9 protein-coding genes are annotated in these 19,469 nt (G+C 38.4%); all 9 read right to left on the bottom strand.

All coding sequences use genetic code 11. The features are described 5' to 3' along the window. Positions 1–60: 60 nt before the first annotated feature. On the bottom strand, positions 61–1,494 hold the full coding sequence (locus HMPREF0766_RS11075; RefSeq protein ID WP_002997082.1) for an alpha-L-fucosidase: 1,434 nt from the start codon (positions 1,492–1,494) through the stop codon (positions 61–63). 105 nt (positions 1,495–1,599) lie between these two features. Further along, positions 1,600–3,180, bottom strand: a complete 1,581-nt coding sequence (locus tag HMPREF0766_RS11070; protein ID WP_236590408.1) for a SusD/RagB family nutrient-binding outer membrane lipoprotein — start codon at positions 3,178–3,180, stop codon at positions 1,600–1,602. Between the two features lie 19 nt (positions 3,181–3,199). Beyond that, complete coding sequence (locus HMPREF0766_RS11065; protein WP_002997077.1) at positions 3,200–6,424, bottom strand: SusC/RagA family TonB-linked outer membrane protein; 3,225 nt, start codon at positions 6,422–6,424, stop codon at positions 3,200–3,202. Next, positions 6,421–7,626 carry an ROK family protein gene (locus HMPREF0766_RS11060; RefSeq protein ID WP_037460299.1) on the bottom strand — a complete coding sequence of 402 codons (1,206 nt, stop codon included), beginning with the start codon at positions 7,624–7,626 and terminating at the stop codon, positions 6,421–6,423. Before HMPREF0766_RS11060 ends, HMPREF0766_RS11065 begins: the two co-directional genes overlap by 4 nt. Positions 7,627–7,845: 219 nt before the next feature. Then, positions 7,846–9,447, bottom strand: coding sequence for a SusD/RagB family nutrient-binding outer membrane lipoprotein (locus HMPREF0766_RS11055; RefSeq protein ID WP_081454847.1), 1,602 nt, complete (start codon positions 9,445–9,447; stop codon positions 7,846–7,848). Between the two features lie 12 nt (positions 9,448–9,459). Continuing rightward, positions 9,460–12,846, bottom strand: coding sequence for a SusC/RagA family TonB-linked outer membrane protein (locus HMPREF0766_RS11050; protein ID WP_236590409.1), 3,387 nt, complete (start codon positions 12,844–12,846; stop codon positions 9,460–9,462). Positions 12,847–12,859: 13 nt separating this feature from the next. Further along, entirely contained in the window at positions 12,860–14,059 is a 1,200-nt protein-coding gene (locus tag HMPREF0766_RS11045) for an ROK family protein (protein ID WP_002997068.1), read from the bottom strand. 295 nt (positions 14,060–14,354) lie between these two features. Further along, positions 14,355–16,115 carry a SusD/RagB family nutrient-binding outer membrane lipoprotein gene (locus HMPREF0766_RS11040; RefSeq protein ID WP_002997066.1) on the bottom strand — a complete coding sequence of 587 codons (1,761 nt, stop codon included), beginning with the start codon at positions 16,113–16,115 and terminating at the stop codon, positions 14,355–14,357. Positions 16,116–16,146: 31 nt separating this feature from the next. Further along, on the bottom strand, positions 16,147–19,464 hold the full coding sequence (locus HMPREF0766_RS11035) for a SusC/RagA family TonB-linked outer membrane protein (RefSeq protein WP_002997064.1): 3,318 nt from the start codon (positions 19,462–19,464) through the stop codon (positions 16,147–16,149). Between the last annotated feature and the right edge of the window lie 5 nt (positions 19,465–19,469).

Below are 19,469 nucleotides of genomic sequence, written 5' to 3'. Positions count from 1 at the left end.
AGCTGATAGGTAAAAAGCAACGGGTTGCATAAACGGTCAACCCAATTGCTTATGGGTTTTTTATTTTGAAACTAAACGAATAACGGCCGCATAATTCAGGCTGCTGTCTGGTTTTTTGATGGTGACTTTATCTGCTGTTTTCGTCCATTTTAATTTGCCTTTATAGCCTAAGATTTCAACCGATTTAGGATTGAAGTTTTCGGGTAATGTAAAGGTAAATTCCTGCGGCATGGTGTAGGCCGTGTTGTCAGACAGGTGAAATACATTCACAGTCTTATTGTCTTTGCTTTTTGTATAATAATAATCTCCTTCATGGTAGGGAGCAACAGGACGGGTGGCAAAAACAGCACTTTCATTAATCTGCATCCATGCAGACAACTCTTTTAAGCGGTCATATGCTGCCTGATCAAAGTCTCCGTTTGGTCCGGGAGCTATATTCAATAAGTAGTTACCACCACGGGATATAATTTTGACCAAAGTCTCTACGATCTTTTTGGTTGGTTTATACTGATCATTAGGGACATAGCTGAATGAATTTCCCATTGTGATACAGCTTTCCCATGGAATATCCATTTTATGATCAGGAATAGCCTGTTCGGGTGTGACGTAGTTTTCCCATGCTCCCGGTACAGTACGATCTACTACAATAATTCCGGGTTGATTTTTACGCGCCATAGTACCGATCCGGTCCATGTCAATATCTTGTTCTACCTTGATTGTACGCTGCCATTCAACAGACTGATCTATGGTTTTAAACGGACGTACCCATCCTCCGTCCAGCCAGAGTATATCTACTTTTCCGTAGTTAGACGTAAGTTCGTTAATCTGATTAAAGGTGAAATCCTTGTACTGCTTCCAGCGTTCCGGATATTTGGTTGGATCGTAGTTTACATTTCTGTCTTTTGGCGGGAAATATGACCACCAGTAGTATTCGGTATGCCAATCCGGTTTAGAGAAATAAGCGCCGATCTTGAATCCGTCTTTGCGGAATGTATTAAAGATTTCTTTTGTTACATCTGCTCTGGGATTGCTGGAAAATGGAGTTTTGGAATCGGTTATCTTATAATCTGATTGTTTCGTATCAAACATGGCAAATCCGTCATGATGCTTGGTGGTAAACACCACATATTTCATACCTGCACCTTTAGCTGCTGCAGCCCACTTTTCAGGATTGAAGGCCGTGGGATTGAAAGTCTTTTGAAGATTTTCATAATTCTTTACGTATTCGTAATAAGACGATCCGTGCTCAGGCTTGCGTTGTGTCCATCCTTCATCTTCCGGACATAGAGACCAGCTCTCTACAATACCCCATTGACTATAAGTGCCCCAATGCATAAAAAGTCCGAATTTCATGTCCTGCCAGTTTTCCAGATTCCGGATAACCTGCGGATCTGTGGGTTGTTGGTATCCTGCTGATACATTATGCTCCTGGCTGAAACCATTTAGCAATTTACTGCTCAGGAAGGCGGTTAATAATAGTGTACGTAATTTCATTTCATATAAATGCTTAGGGGTGATTTTTTATCAACTTTAAAAATACTGATTTTTAACAAAAAAAGCTGCCAATTGGCAGCTTTTTTATGAATTGAAATAGATTTATTACTTAATATCCCAGAATATCTTCGTGTCTCTGGTGTCTTTACTTTTAACAGCCTGGTAGTTTACATTGTTGTTTGAAACTTCCGTACTTGGATATGTTAATCTTTTTGGAGGATTAGCATAGTTAACAAGACCTGCTGTCTGGAATGTCAGTTTTGGAAGTTCAGTTCTTCTGTATTCAGACCAGGCTTGTTGTGCCTGTAAATAACCGAAATGTAACCATTTTTGCGTGATAATAAGTTCTAATTTTTTGGTTGCATCTCCGGTAAAGGAAGCTGCCGAATTATCTACAAATTCAGAGATAATTTCTTCTGCTGGTTTTTGTTCTGTTTTTAATCCGGAAGTATTCAGATTATTAAGGTAGTAGTAGAACGTAACAGATTGTCTGACACCTAAGTCATAAGCCGTCTTTGCATCTGCTTCGTTACCCCATCTCAGGTGCGCTTCCGCTTTGATGAAATTGACTTCTGAAGCATTGATCACAATACCCGGAGTAGCTACATTATCAAAGAATGTAGCAGAGTCCAGCACTGCATAATCCTGGAAGTTGTTTTCCATATCTGCTGAAGTAAACTCAATAGGCATAGCTCTATACTCTTTGTTTTGGATAAATTCTCCGTTAACTGTTCTTCCGAATTTATCATAGAATACAGGGATTCTCGGATCATTAGAAGGGAGCATCACTTTATTCAACATATAGTCCGTTGCATAGTGATTAGGTCCTTCTAATAAGGCCTGTCTCAGACTGGTTGTGTTGTTTGTCAATGGATATAATAAGATATCATCTGCTTTCGGAGAGTAATTTGGATTACCCGATCCGTCAACTAACGGATATAGAGTAGCATTTCCCAGCATTTCCATAATCTCTGTTCTGGCTTTGGTTTCATCCACATTCGAAATTCTCATTAACAGACGAAGACGTAATGAATTCGTGTATTTTCTCCATTTCTGGATGTTTCCGCTATTCAGAATGTCATACTTTGAAAAATCTGCATTGGTACTGGCTTTTTCAAAATAAAGGTTCAGCGCTTTCAGTTCATCTATAAACGAATAGTATAGCTCTTTCTGATCATCAAATTTTGGTTTGATGATCGTACTGTTAGTCGGTAAGCTACCTGCTTCACTGAAAGGAATATCACCGAAGTTATCAATCATTTTTGATGCCTCATCAAATAGAACAACTTTACCTGCATTCAGGAATACTTCCTTGGTTGCTCTTTCTGTCTCCGGAAGATTTGCATAAGCCACTTCCATTGCACGGTAGATACCTAATACACCTGGTGCATAAAAATCTGTCCAGTAATTATATGCATATCCGTCATTTGGCTGATACATTGTATTAGAAGGATAGAAGGATGCGGTCTGTGTATATATGGCCTGATTGGAAAGAATGAAAGTTCTGTAATGCCAGTAAGATGGTCTTACGCGGTCATTGTTGAGCATGTCTGTGAAAAAAGCCGGAATGTTTGCCTGTGTAGAGGCATCTGGGTTTTGAAATTTATCTTCAAGATCTTTCTTACAGCCTGTGAAGGATAGAAGAGTAAGTCCTGAAAACAAAATATATAATAGTGATTTTTTCATTTTGTAAAGGATTGATGGATTAGAAATTAGCATTCAAAGAAAATCCGAAACTACGGGTAGCAGCTGTAGAACCAACGTCTACACCTTGTGACCACCACTGGTTTCCAACTGGGGCTTCCGGATCCAGATTATCTAATGTTCTGTAGAAATAGAATAAGTTTCTTCCGATCAGGGATACACGAAGATTGTTGATTTTGAGTTTGCTTGTGAAAGCATCCGGAATTTTGTATCCGATAGAAAGCTCTCTTAGTTTGATAAAGCTGTTGTCATATACTGCACCTTTTTCATTCCAGGAATCTGCTCCCCAACCAAATGTGTTCATGTAATACTCTGCCGCACTCAGGTTGACCGTGTTAGGTGCACCTGTCTTTTCATTAACGCCCTGAAGTGTTACACCACCTTCTCTGTACGGAAGAGTATTTTCATACTGACCTGCACTCATACCATATTTCAGATTCTGGGAAACCATTTTTCCGCCAAAACGATAGTCAGCTGTGAAATCCAGCATAAAGTTTTTATATGTAAATGTATTGGTCCATCCACCTATTGCTTTCGGAAGAATGTTACCTACATTTTTGTATTGTGTCTTATCAACTACATAATAACCTTCGTCAGTAATCAGGTTATTACCGTTGCCATCTGTTGCCAAAGGATATACATAGATATTTCCTAATTTTTCACCCGGTCTTGCGACAATTCTTAATGAACTTTGATCCGAATCATAGAATACCAATTCGTCTACCCCTTCTGCCAATGAGTTAACTTTTGACTGATTGAAAGCGTAGTTGATGCGGGAAGTCCAGGTAAATACTTCATTCTGAATCGGTGTACCGGAAAGGGAAATCTCAACCCCGTTGTTAGCGATCTCTCCGACATTTAATACCTGAGAAGTCGCTCCCGATGAAGCTGGTGCCGCTAATGGAAGAATCTGATCTTCAATACGGTTGGTATAGTAACTCGCATCCAATCCAAGTCTGTTTTTCAGGAATTTCAATTCTACCCCAAACTCTGTTTCGTACTTACGCTCCGGTTTCAGATTTAAGTTACCATATGAATTTCCGTATGTCAGGGAAGGAACAGATCCGTTTATAGTTTGTAGTGAGGTTTGATTGTAAGCGATATTGGCCAGGTAAATACCTGCATCATTACCTACGATACCATATGAAGCTCTTAATTTACCATAGCTGAATGTATCATTTATCAAGTTGAAAGCATCAGAAAAGATAAAACTTCCACTAACAGAACCGTACTTGTAATTATTGTTCTGCACAGGCAGGGTAGAAGAATACTCAGATCTGAATGTTCCGTCCAGGTAAAGGTATCCTTTGTAACCAACATTCAATGATCCGAAGTATGCATACTTTAACATTTCTTTTCTCGTATTAGAAGTGTTAGGTATTGCATAACTGTTGCTCAGACTAAACCAGTTTTCGGTTACCAGACCTGCATTTGTGCCGGACGACTGGTCATCATATTTTTCTGAACGGGATTGGAAACCTACGCTCGCCGAATAATCAAAATCTTCGTTGATCTTGTTGGAATACGTTAACATTGCATCTCCGTACAAAATAGAATAGACTCCTTTTGTTGTCGTATAACCACCAGTACTTTCTGTAGTAGAATTATAGGCTGTAGGATACTCATTATACTGTTCGTACCGACTGGTAGCAGAAGTAAGGTCATTACCAATTCTTCCACGGAATCTCAGGTTCTTGATGACATCCCAGTTTAATGTAGCACTCGTTAAGAGACGGTTTTCTGTCTCATCGTAGTTGTTTTTGTACTGTGTCCAGAAGTAATCCATCAGATTGTATGGACGGATGGTATATTTTAAATCACCAGGTCTTCCGGTTCCGAATCTTGAATATTTATATCCGTCTGCAGTTTCGTAAGCATTTTTTAATGCAGACATATCCTCTGTTCTGCTAAAGAATCCGTCAAAAGAGCCCAATACCTGTCCTAACAAATGAGAACGGTTATGTGTGTTCGTGTTAATATAGTTAGCTACAATGTCTGTAGATAATTTGTCACTCAGTTTAATGGAACTGTTTAAGTTGAATGTATTTTTATTTTGCTTACTACCCGGACTTGTACTTTTGTAGTCCATGCGAGTTGCACTCAATCTGTAATTGATATTGTCTGTCTGGTTAGAGATACCCACATTGATATTGGAGTTGTAACCTTTATCAAATATATCATAGTAATTGTTTGGTCTTGCGGAATAGGTACGTACCTGTCCATCCCACCACATCACTTCCTCACCTGTGAATTTCGGTCCAAAGTTACCGTATGCACGGAAGTATGGACGTCTTCCTGATGGTGAATCTGCTGCAGGAATCCATCCTTCTGCTGATGCACCATTTGCGGTATTGGTAGCGGCATCGTATCCCGGACCATATTCATTCTGGAATTTAGGTAAGAAAGCGGCTCTTTCGATAGATCCGTTGTAATTGAAATCAATACCTAATCCTCTGCCTTTTGATCCTTTCTTTGTGGTAATGACAATAACGCCACTCGCTGCATCCGAACCATAAAGTGCACTTGCAGCAGCACCTTTTAAGATAGAGATGTTGTCGATATCAGCAGGGTTGATATCCAGCATACCGTTACCTCTGATACGCTGATCACCCCAGTAATTGTTGTTATTGGCACCGGAACTTCCGTTTTGCTGATCATTTCTGATCACAATACCATCTACGACGTAAAGTGGCTGTCTTTGATAATTCAGGGAGTTGATACCACGGATTTGCACGTTTACAGCACTTGAGGCACCACCGGGAGCGGTTGTGATTTTCACACCCGGAGCTTTACCGTATAGTGCCGATCCAAAATTGGTATTTCCTGCCTTTGTAATTTCATCCGCTTTGATGTTTGACACAGCGTAACCTAATGCTTTTGCCTCTCTTTTGATCCCCATCGCTGTAACAACGACTTCCTCCAATGCTCCTGCATCTTCTTTTAGAGTTACATTAATCGTTTTAGCTGTAGATACCGTAAATTCCTGTGCAGTATAGCCTACGATAGAAAAACGAATGATTTCACCTGCATTGGCCTGAATGCTGTAGCTTCCGTCTGTGCCTGTCTGTGTACCGCGTGCGGTACCTTTTACCGATACGGTTACTCCGGGAACGGCTCCTTGAGCATCTGTTACTTTTCCCGTAACATTTTGTTGTGCAAATAGATTAGTCACCGACAGGATCGAGACCATTACTATCATGCAACATGATTGATAGATTTGTTTCATTTTATTAATGATTTATTAAGGTTTGCAAATTTGGTAAGTGAATATTCGAATACGATAGATGCGGTGCCGATAAGCTGTGCATTTTTCATGTCTGAAATCTCGAGAACTGTTTTGTTGGATATTTTAGGTATACAGAATTCATTAATTGCGGTTTGAATCTGTGGCATCAGGATTTTTCCTGCTTCAGCACCTCTGCCGCTGATGATTATCTTCTGCGGGTTCATAATATGGATCAGGGTTGCGATTCCCTTACCCAGCATGTACGCCGATTTGTTTAATACTGAAATAGCCAACTGATCACCGCCAAGAGCGGCATTGATAAGAAGCTGTGCTTTTTGAAGCTGATTTTGTGAATCTTCATATTGAATGACGGACTTTTCACCGGCTGCTAGTCTTTCTTCAAAATGTTCTGCTGCTGCAGACAGGGAAGCTTCTACCTCGAGGCAACCGTTCTTGCCACAGGAACACATTTTTTTACTTTTTGACAAGGGGATATGGCTGAATTCACCGGCATATCCGCTGAAGCCTCTGAATAGTTTGTTGTCTACGATGATTCCCAGACCCACTCCCCAGCCTACATTGATAATCAAGGCATCGGAGATTTCTTTTGCTTTTCCGAAATTCTGCTCTGCAATGGCAATAGCAGTAGAATCATTTTCTATAAAAGTGGGGATAGCAAATACCCGCTCAAACTCTTTCTTAATATTGAACAACTGAAAATCTTTAAAAGATCCGTTTGTTCCGGATACATTATCGACAAATCCCGGCATACTTACACCAATGCCAAGGATGTTATCTGCAGATAAATGATGTTTTGTCAGCAGCTCATTAATCAGACGGACAATGTTGCTAAAAGCTTCTTCGGGATGATCAAGATGATTTTCAATCGTATGGACAGGAGTTACTTCTTTATTATGCAGATCATATACAACTACTGACGTGTAATGCTGATCTATGGCAACGGTAAGAATGTAACAATTTAATTTTGCGTTTAACGCATAATGGATCGCTCTTCTTCCTCCGGTAGAAGGGGCGAGGCCATCCTCGATAAGTATTCCGTCTTCAAGCAATTCATTAACAATTTTTGAAATGCTGGGAATACTCTTGTTGGTCAGTCCGCTTAATTCCGCAATAGTGTAGGTACTATTGAAGTAAAGCAGATTCAAAAGTAATTCTTTAAGGCCTAAAACGGTCTTTTCCATATCCATTAATTGTTAAAATAATATAGATTCGGCGTTAAAGGTATGTTAAAAAGATATAAACTTCAAATACTTTTTAAAATTTAACAAAAAGTATTTTGATAATTTGGTTATATGTTTAATATGTTTTCTTGAAAAAGAGGTGTTATTTTATAAAGCTCGACGCTTATTAACAAAAAAAGGACACCAGTAAGGTGTCCTTTCAATAATGGATAGTAGGAATTAATTAATATCCCACCAGACTTTCACTTTCTGCCATTCTTCAGAATTCGTTTGATTATTGGTTGCCTGCAAGGTGTTTTGTCTGTTGAATTGATATTCTTTTTCAGCATAATTCAGCCTTTTTATTTTACCAAATTCATTTTCATACAGATTGTTACTAACCGTGGACTTAGGAGTAGCATCTGTCTGTCTGGATAAGGCCCATGCATCATATGGCTGTCTGAAATTATCTAACCAACGTTGAGCATATATCAATTTCAATGCATCCTGTGCTGACAATGAAGTAGAAAATGCAACTTTAGGATTCGCAAGAATGGTATTCAACTCACTTGTAGTTGGCATAGCAGTAGGTTTGTTTTCTTTCCAAACTGCACTTTGCATCGCCATGGATACCCAAAAGTTGACAGAAGATTTAACCCCATTTTCATATTGGGTTTTGGCATCAGCAAGACTGACAGGTCTTCCCAGCCCTTTGACAGCAGCCTCAGCCTTAAGGAAGTATACTTCCGCCGCTGTGATAATAAGTTCAGGGATATTCTTGTCACGACCAAAATAATAGTTGAAGTTAGAAAGAAGATTTCCAGCACCTTTATTTGACCAGTCATCATCCCTGCGTCTATTGTAAGGTTCTCCGGCTTCGGTTGTAGCCACATTCTGCTCTTTTGCAACCCATTGGTTGTTTACATTTGTTTCGAAGAAGATTTTAGCTCTCGGGTCAAATATTCCGGATCCGTTTGTAGCATTAGAATTGCTTAACATATTCCATGCTGTACTTCCCATACGAAGGTAAATTCCGGAATGAAACGACCATTCTCTCCATTCCCCAGTAAAATTTTGAACTGCTGGAGTAAGTCCTACATTTTCGGTGTTCTCTAAAAGAGGTAAGGTGAGAGCTTCCTGAATATGAGGAACAGCTGCGCTGGAATTCACATCATTCATCCTTAATGCATATCTTAATCTTAAGGAATTACCAAATTTTTTCCATTTAGTAATGTCGTTGTTAAATAAAGATTCAGAACCGCCCAGACTGATTTGATCAGCAGATGTACTGAGACTAGCTACTGCATTTTTGAGGTCGTTAAGAAGCGATTCGTACAATTCTTTTTGTGAATCATATTTAGGAACATAATTCGTTGGTCCCATATCTCCTTTTCCGGCTTCAGAATAAGGTATATCACCGAAAATATCAGTTATTTTGAAAGTTTTGTAAGCTTTCAGGATAGTTGTCATGGCCTGAATATTTTGATATTTGGATTTATCCGGAGATTCTGATATTAACTTTTCTATCTGGCGAATCCCGATAAGGTCTCTGTAATATTCTTCCCAAAGTTCATTGGAGGCATTTTGCATGCTATAATTGGAATTTCCAACTGTAGTACCCAACTGTGTAATAGGATAAATCCATGTGTTTGCAGTCGCCTGCTCCTGAGCACCTAGTTCCAGACTGGCTACTATACCATTGTATAAGCTGTTAATATCAGCAGTCTGTGCATCTTTCCATGGAGTATTCATTTCTTCGAAATCTTTGGTACAAGATGACATCGAGACTGTTCCTACACATATGGATAAGGCTAGTATTGTATTTAGATAATTTCTTTTCATGATTGACAAATTTTAAAATGAAGCATTTAGGCTAAATCCGAAAGAGCGGACGCCAGGCAAAGCGCCGAATTCAATGCCTTGTGCATTTCCAATACCGTTAATCGCTTCCGGATTTAACTTGTCTGGTAAGCTGGTGTAAATGTAGAATAGATCACGTCCTATTACAGAAGCACTAAGTCCCTGGAAAAACTTGGTCTTTTGAACAACTGATTTCGGGATCTGATAGGTCAGCCTAACCTCACGAAGCTTGACCCATGAATTATCCATAACCGCTAAACTACGTGGCATATTAATACCTGACCAGGCAGCATATGATCCTGCATACTTCCACATGTAGTGAACAACTTGTGTATTTTCTCCAAGTCTGTTACCATTTGGATCTACTAAAATACCATCCATAATAACACCATGATTGGCAGTTGTACCATCAGGATAAGTATATGCTAACCCATTGCCATCACGTTCGTATAAGGTTTCCGGAGCTTGTCCATTTCCCATTGCTGTAGAATAACTGCCACTCCAGACATCTCCTCCCCATTTGAAGTCCGCTAATGCGTACAGAGAGAAGTTTTTATAACGAAGATTTGTTCCCAGACCTCCGGTAAGTTTAGGGTTTGCATTACCGATGGCAACCTGATCTGTAGTTACTTTATACCGTGTACCTGCCACCTGACCATTTGCATCTAACACTTGTTCGACTATCCGCTTTCCTGTTTCTTTATCGTAGGTAAAATCTGTGCCGTAAATTGTACCAAAGTTGTCACCAACTTTTACTTTCATAGTCACACCGTTGATGCCAAACATTTCATCAAGATAGTATTCTTCGATACCGGGAGCTAAGTAGACTAATTTGTTTTTGTTGTGGGCTCCGTTTAATGTTAAATCCCAGGAGAAGTCTTTGGTTTTTACTGGAGTACCTCTTAAGGTGAATTCAATACCTTGATTTTGCAGTTCTCCCGAATTTGTTCTTACTCCTGTTATACCGGAAGAAGGAGCTATATTAAGGTCGATAATCTGATCCGTAGAATTTACTTTATAGTAGGTGAAAGTCAATCCTAAGCGGTTTTGCAGAAAGCTCATATCCGTACCTAACTCATAGGAAGTAGATCTTTGTGGCCTTAATGTACTTGCCGGCAATAGATTTTCGGCTATTCTGCGGGTTGGTTGTCCATTGAAAATTCCTGTTTTATAGATATATGAAGTCTGATAAGGCTTTGTACCTATTGCACTTTTTGCAAAAGCTGCCCTAAGTTTACCATAATCCAACCAGGATGGTCTAGCGTTCCACTTTTCCGTAAAAACATAACTTAGGGATGCAGCAGGGTAATTGTAGCTGCGTGTGTCTTTAGGTAATGTAGAAGCCCAGTCATTTCTGAAAGTTGCTTCTAAGAAAAGGAAGTTGTCGTAGGAAATATTACCGATGGTAAATACAGAGTTTATTTGTTGTTCTATACGCTCCTCTTCAGGTTGAAAGTCAATTGCATTACCTGTTTTATTAATGTTTTTTAAATAAAACAAATACGGAACAGCAAAGGGCCCATCATTTTTAGCCTGCACACCTCTGTAGTTAGAGTACCAGGAACTTGCACCTACTGCAATACTTCCACTAAATTTTGATCCTCCCAGATTATCTTTTTTAGCTGTGGCTAAAAAGTCTAAGTTACGTTCGGTCGTTTTATACAATTCATGTGCATAAGTTCCCTGTACACCTTCTTTATCGGTTGGATAGTTTTTTCTTTCTATTTCGTCTGATGAGAAGTTTCCTGAAGCTCTTCCCATTACACTAAGCCAGTCTGTAATTTCGGCATTCAACTTAATGGTACCTAACAGCTGATCTCTGTTCAGATAAGAGTTGTTCATGAAAGTATTCCAGTAAATGTCCTTTCCATAGCCACCGTATGGATAGCTTAGAGGATATACTGATCCGTCTAGTAGATTTTTGCTTCCGTCAGCATTCCGATAAATGTCTTTTTCCAGATTCTGGTAATCTCTTGACATACCGTAGGTAGAGAATTTTCCCCACGAATTGTTGCTGTTACCCACTTCAGGTGAATTTTTTCTGGAATAATTGATATAACTTGTTGTAACGTCAGCAGTCACTTTTTTAGTGATTTTGATATTACTTCCAAGGTTAAATGTATTATTACTAAAATCACTGTTTGGAATAATAGCAGTATTATTTTGTTTGGTATAAGAGAGTCTGATACTTCCAAGGTCATTTGCTCCGCTGAACGCTACATTGTGCGTTTGTGTATTTCCTGTGCGGTAAAAGGACTGGACGTTATCCGGCTGTGGAGAATATTTTCTTTTTGTACCATCCCACCATGTGATTTCCTGACCAGCCATCTCTGCACCCCATGATGCACCTGTTCCATACCAGCTGAAGTAATCGTATGTATTTTTACCTCCTGGTACCTGACCATGGCTTAACCATTTTTGATCAGTGATTCCTGAATTGGTCCATGGAGCTTCTCCCGGATATCTCAACTGACCATTTCCATCAGTAGGTAATGTTGGTGTTTTTGAATAAAGTGCAATTGCTCCACCATATCCATATTTATTTTGCATCTCCTGAAAACGAAAAGGATCATTAGAGCGGAATGTATAATTATAATCTATTCCAAATCCCTCTTTTAATTTCCCTTTTTTTGTAGTGATCAATACTACACCATTACCTCCACGGGCTCCGTACAGAGCTGCTGCAGTCGGACCTTTTAATACAGTGATGTCTTCGATATCATCCGGATTTATAAAATTTAGTGCAGATCCCCAATCTTGTGAAGCTCCGTTTGCTTTTGTAATGTCATTTCCTCTGCTGGAAATCGGATTATTATCCAGAGGCATACCATCTACTACATATAAAGGCTGATTTGCTCCCGTCAGAGACGCAGCACCACGAATGACTACGCGTTGCGAGCCTCCCTCGACTCCATTTGACAAACTGACATTCATACCCGAAACTTTCCCCATAGCTCCGACTAATGCGTTTGGCGCATTGGTTTTGGTTAATTCTTCTCCTCCTACTTTTTGAGTGGAGTACCCTAAAGATTTCGCTTCTCTTTTAATACCTAAAGCTGTTACCACTACTTCATCAAGTGATCCTTGATTTTCTTCTAATAAGATATTAATCGTTTTAGCAGTTGTTACTGTTACTTCCTGTGCGCTGTAGCCGACCATTGAGAAACGTAAGATGTCTCCCTCTGATGCTTGAATAGAGTAACTTCCGTCCGCTGCTGTTTGTGTTCCGCGGGAAGTTCCTTTTACGGAAACCGATACTCCGGGAACATTTCCACTTGCATCCGTTACCTTTCCTGTAACGGTCTGCTGTGCAAATACGCTTGTTATCGAGAAGATCGATAGCAGCATGATTGTGCAACATGTTTGATAGAATTGTTTCATGTTTTATTGATGATTAATTAAGGTTTACAAATTTGGATAGCGAATATTCCAATACGATACAGGCAGATCCTATCAATTGTGCCTTGTTTTTCAGATCGGATATCTCTACACTTGTTTTTTGTGCTATTCGGGGTATACAGAATTCATTGATTGCGGTTTGTATCTGAGGCATCAGAATCTGACCGGCCTGAGATCCGCGACCGCTCAGGATAATCTTTTCAGGATTCATGATATGGATTAATGTAGCGACTCCTTTTCCAAGCATATAGCCGGACTTGGTAAGTGCCGAAATAGCAAGCTGATCCCCGTTTAGTGCAGATTGTATAAGCGAATTGCTGCTCTCTAACCGGTCATTGGTCAGATGATTTGCCAGTTTGGATTTTTCACCGCTCTGAAGTTTCTCTTCAGCAAATTCAACAGCTGCCGATAAAGATGCTTCGACTTCCAGACAGCCCTTTTTGCCACAAGAACACAGTTTGTTGCTGTCTGAAAGAGGAATATGACTGAATTCCCCGGCATACCCACTGTATCCTCTGAAAAGCTTATTATCTACGATTATCCCCAATCCAACACCCCAGCCTATATTAATGACAAGTGAATGAGAGGTATTTCTGGCTTTTCCAAAATTCTGTTCCGCTATTGCAATCGCTGTGGAGTCATTCTCAATAAACGTAGGGAGTTGAAAACGGTTTTCTATTTCGCGCTTGATATAATACAATTTGGTGTTTTTGTCCTTATAAGAACCGTTAGTACCCTGTTTATTATCCACAAATCCCGGCATACTGATACCTATTCCCAGTATATTGCTTTGGTTAAATTCGCCATGTTGAAGTGTCTTCTCCATAAGGCCTACAATATTGTCAAATACTTCATCATGGTTATCCAGATGATTTTCTATTGTAAATACAGGCGTACGCTCTTCGTTGGAAAGATCATAAATTACAGCAGTAGAATAATGCTGATCAATAGCTACGGAAAGAATAAATTTATTTAGATTTGAGTTTATCGTATACTTTATTGGCCTGCGACCTCCTGTAGAAGGAGCTAATCCGTCTTCTATAATAAGGTTGTAATCAGCCAGTTCATTAATTATTTTTGTCGTACTCGGAATGCTTTTGCCAATTAATAAGCTGAGATCGGCAATAGAATACGATTTTTCATAATATAGAAGGCTTATAATGAGCTCTTTAAGTCCATAATTGGTCTTTTCCATTTTGACTTAGGGTTATTAATTGGTTTGTAATATTTGAATAAAGTTAATATAAAGAAATTGTAACTTCAAAATCTTTTTAAAAAAAAATAAAAAGTATTTTAATTTTTTAATAATGTTTGGGAAGGTTTCTGACAGAATTTGATTGGGTCGTGAGCTTTAGTTTTTAATAAATGATAAGAAAAAGGCAATTTTCAATATAAAAATTGCTTTTTTGAATTTGAAAATTAAATTTAGAGACATTTTGTTGAAACACTTATATAGTCCCTAAAATATAAGTTTTTCAGGTTAAAAAATGTTATTCATAATTATAATTGTCCCAATATGGATTTACATTTCGAAGAGACTGTGGTACCCAAAAAATCGGATTTGTGAAATTATCATCCGATTTAACGGTTGCATAATTGTCCGGATTAGTCTGTTGTTCAGCAATTGGATATCTTAAACGTTCAGGAAATGGTTTCATAACTTTTCCATTAAACGTAAGAGGCTCCAACTTAGGATGTCTGGTTCTTCGTTGTTCTGTCCATAGCTCATAAGGAGCCATCATGTTTAGGTGAATGAATTTTTGTTGCATAATGATTTCCATCTTATCTTCTATGTTGGTTTTACTATTAAACCTATTTACTACTGCTGTAGCAAATGTATTTACAATAGTTCCAGAAGGTTTTTGAGGGTGTAGCACAGGGTAATTTGTTGCAAATGAGCTTTCAGCATTGCGCGCATACCAAAAATCTGTAGAATGTACAATAGCATTGTTAATATGGTCACCAGCTGACATTCCAGTGTTACCTAGCCCTTTTGTTGCTATTTCAGCTAAAATCAAATCAATTTCTGATAACGAAATCATGTATACCGGAAATTTTTTATTCATTGTAATTGTTACAAAGTTAATTAACGATTTACTGTTTTGCTTCAAATGTTCATCAATTGATCCTCCTGGTCCTCCTGTATAATATCTTTCTCCTGCTGTATAAGGTGCTTTCTGGGCATCAGCATTCATGCTTACACCTCGATAATCGCCAACTGCAGGTGTAACATTTAGTTGACTGTATTTTGTTGGGAATGCAAGTACAGGTAGGCGAGGGTCATCCACACCTGCTTCATATAAAGATGTTCCGTAATTCATTCTTTTCATGTAAATGTCTGTCATAAAAGTTCCGGCCCACCCCTCAAACATACTACGTAGCCATTCCCCACCATTTCTTACATCTAAATCGTAAGGCATTACCCATACAAAGTCCTTGGTTGGTAAATTATTTTTGGATAGAACATCCTGTATATGTGTTTTGGCAATAGCTTCTTCAACGCCTGAGATTCTTAAAGCATATTTTAGGCGAATAGCATTTACATATTGTACCCATTTATTAAGATCTCCTCGAAATGCAATATCTTGATTGTTAAATGTTGCGACAGCTGAAGCAGACATCTTACTATATGCAATTGGTAATTCTTCAGCAATTTTCTTCAAATCATCTAAAACACTGATATATATGGACTTTGGGTCATCATACTTAGGGAAAAATAGCCGCTCGCTACCTCTGAAAGCTTCTGAATATGGAATAGCATTATAAAAGTCAACGGTTTTCAAAGCTGTATTATCTTTAATAGCACTCAAAAGCAAAAAGTAGATTTGATTGTCATTTAATTCTTGACCAGAGACTTTGCTCAAGTTGTCTTTTACTACAGCCCAGGCATTTGAACCTTCATAAAAAGCTTTCATTCGTCCTTGCCATAGAGGATCAGCGCTTCCAAAGGCATTTACACCTGATAAATCATCATAAAGTGAAAACCAAGCATATCTATCGGTTATATAGCGTTGGGATATCTGTGTATAGCCAGCTACACCCATAGCTCCACTACCGGCGATTTCCCACCAGTATTCGCCATAGTCTTCTACATATACTTTCCATGTAAATAGTGTTTTAGTGAATAAACCACTAAATAAATTTCCTGTTTTATCATAAATTTCAGGGTTTGTAAATTCATCTTCTAATGTTTTTTGACATCCGGAAAGGAGAATTCCATATGTTATGAGGGTGATTAGTATTCTTTTCATTTCTTTAATTTTTTAATGATTAATCAGCTAGCTAAAAGCTTACATTTAAACCGAAAGTATAAGTTCTTATAGATGGATAGAATGAATTTTCAATATATCCTTGTGAACCTAATGCACCTTCTGGGTCAATATTTGGTACAGTTTTGTATAAGTAACCCAAATTTCTAACTGATGCAGTCAATGTTAATTTTTGAAGTTTCATTTTATTTGATAGTTCTTGAGGTATTGTATAAGAAATTGCTAATTCTCTTAGTTTGATATAATCATTCTTAAACAGTCTGTCTGGTGGCCAAGAAGTGCTATTGTCGCTGATATAGGTTTGATAGTAAGAAGGGGCAGATACAATAATATCATTTTGCACATAAGAGGTTTGTCCATTAGTAGTAACTGCTCGTACTCCGTCCATAATCATACCATCGTGGTATACAATTCCATCCTTTGATGCTGCAGGTGCAGATTGATTATGTTGCCATCTGATTTTATTGTTATTAGCATCAATATAGTAGGCTATACCCCCATTTTCCTCATCTCTTCCTGGTAAACTTTGTTTAATTACACCTGTACCCATCAGATAATTGTTCGTATAGGAGAAAATTGATCCTCCAAATTTGTAATCAATTCCGACATGGAAATTAAAACCTTTAAAGAAGAAATCATTCATAATACCACCAAAGACATCCGGATTTACGTTTTTTCCGCTATTAGTCACAGCATCTGATAAAACATATTGACCATTATTACCTACAATTTTATTTCCTGCATCATCTCTTTTGTAATCATAGACTCTAATCTCACCAATTCTTTTTCCTTCTTCTGCCCATACTTGGAATCCAGAGTTACCAGTGATAAATTTTTGACTAATGCCCGGGTATAATTTTTTCACTTTAGAGAATTGGTTTGCTGCAGTTAACGTTAAATCCCAACGGAATTTGTCATTAGCTAAAGGAGCTCCTTTTATAAAGACTTCTGTTCCCCAATTTTTAAGATCACCAGTGTTTATTCTAGCTGTTGAATAGCCTGTTGCTGAAGAGAGTGGTTGTGATACAATTTGATTATATGTGTTATTATTGTAGAAAGAAAAATCTACTTCCAATCTGCTTTTTTCAAACCATCTTGTGTTAAATCCCACTTCAAATTCTCTTTTTCTAAACGGTTTGATCATTTCTAAGAATAAGGCGGAGGGAGGGGTTACTGATACGGGGCCGTATGAATAAGGGAGTTGACCTACACTGAATACATTATTAGCAAAATATCGGTCTCCTGTAGCTGTAGAAGGACCTCCTCCAACATCAGCCCATGCAAGTCTAAATTTACCATATTGTAATCTTGGTATTTCGATGTTGTTAGAGAAATTCCAGGTGAAGGATAGTCCAGGATAAAAGTAAGAATTATTTGGAGATTGAAGAGTTGAGTTCCAGTCATTTCTTGCCTGTGCTTCCAGGTAGTAGGTTTCTTTGTAGGCTAATGTGGCAGACCCTAAAACACTATATAATACATCAGACCCTCTTTTATTACCCAATACTTTACTTCTTGCTCCTGCAGTGGGCCAGTTAGCAATGTTTGCATTATCTAAAGAATACCAATCTGGATATAATAAGCCCATATCACCAGTTGATGTATACATGCTGTTATCTGTAATTTTTTGATATGCACTTCCAACAAAACCAAAGAAATTCCAATCTTTATTAAATGTGTTTTCATATTTAATTAATCCTTGATAGTTTTGAACCATAAGGTTTCTTTTAGTCCATCTGTACCCACCGCCTATTCTGTCTGGACTCATGCGGATAATTTTATTTTGGGTTATGAAATCTGTATTGGTATAATCAATTGCCGCTTGCCCAATAAATGATATATTGTCTGTAAATCTTAATGTAGAACGTATGGAACTTACTAAATGAAATTTTTTATCTTCGTCTAAATTGTCATTTTGTTCCCAAAGTATACTGGATGCAGCATTAGGCCAAAAGCCGGGAGAGCTGGAGCCTAGACCATAGTTTTCAAGATCGCGTTTGAATCCATCAGCATCATGGTAAAATTCCTTCATCCAATTATAGTCGTAGTCTCGGTTAAGACCGGTTGCTACTAATTGTTGGATATTTGGTCTTCTGTTTTTAGTGTTAACACTATATAGGTTGTTAACAAATTCAAAACTTGCAAATTTGGATGGCATAAAATTCCCATTGAAACTAAAGGTGTGTTGCTTTTGTTTGAATCCTGGTAAGATATCTTTGTAAGAATTAGTGGTGTAAGAAGCCCTTGCACTACCAATCTCTCCACCACCCGCTACAGCAACATTTGTTCTGTTGTTCACTACGGTGCGGAAGAAATCAATGAAATTATTAGGATATGCCTTGTAATTATTCATTGTGCTATCATACATCATTATAGAAGTACCATCGAACTTTGGCCCAAAACTAAATCTGCTCAAAGGTAATTTACGGACTTGCTGCCCATTAATAGTCGCATATTGAATATCTCTAGTGCTTTCACCTGATCCATAATCATTCTGGAAATCAATAAAAGTGAATGGCTGGTCAATACTTGTCTGTTGACTCAGTTGGATTCCTAACCCTCTCGTTTTTCTGCCACTTTTTGTTGTAATAAGAACAACTCCATTAAGAGCCTGACTGCCGTATAATACAGTTGCCTTAGCCCCTTTTAGAATCTCCATTGATTCGATATCTTCTGAATTTAAATCGTTAATTCCGGAACCGTAATCAAATGAATTTAATGGGTCATAGCCTCTTGATTCCATCGATGTGCTTTCATCATATAAAGGTACACCGTCAACAACAAACAGTGGGCGTGTATTTGTTCCCGATTCAAGCCCTGCTGCTCCACGGATTCTAATATTTACGCCGGCTGTAGGACCTCCAGATCCAATATTTACGCCAACTCCAGCAGCTTTGCCATACATAGCTAAAAATGGATTTTGAGTTGCTCCAGTTTTCATCAGATCATCATTAGATATGGTTGCTGTCGCATATCCGAGAGATCGTTTCTCTCTTTTAATACCTAATGCCGTTACCACTACTTCATCAAGTGATCCTTGATTTTCTTCTAATAGTACATTAATCGTTTTAGTAGATCCCACTACAATTTCCTGGGAAGTGTAACCCACCATTGAGAAGCGTAGAGTCTCTCCTTGGGCAGCCTGAATGGAGTAGCTTCCGTCTGCTCCTGTTTGTGTTCCGCGGGAAGTTCCTTTTACAGCAACTGTTACTCCTGGGACATTTCCGCTTGCATCCGTTACCTTTCCTGTAACGGTCTGCTGTGAAAATACATCTGTTATCGATAGAATCGAGAGCAGAATGGCTATGCACCATGTTTGATAGAACTGTTTCATGTTTG

This window comes from Sphingobacterium spiritivorum ATCC 33861, assembly GCF_000143765.1.
GTDB classification, from domain to species: domain Bacteria; phylum Bacteroidota; class Bacteroidia; order Sphingobacteriales; family Sphingobacteriaceae; genus Sphingobacterium; species Sphingobacterium spiritivorum.
This window is presented reverse-complemented; position numbering and strand designations above follow the sequence as displayed.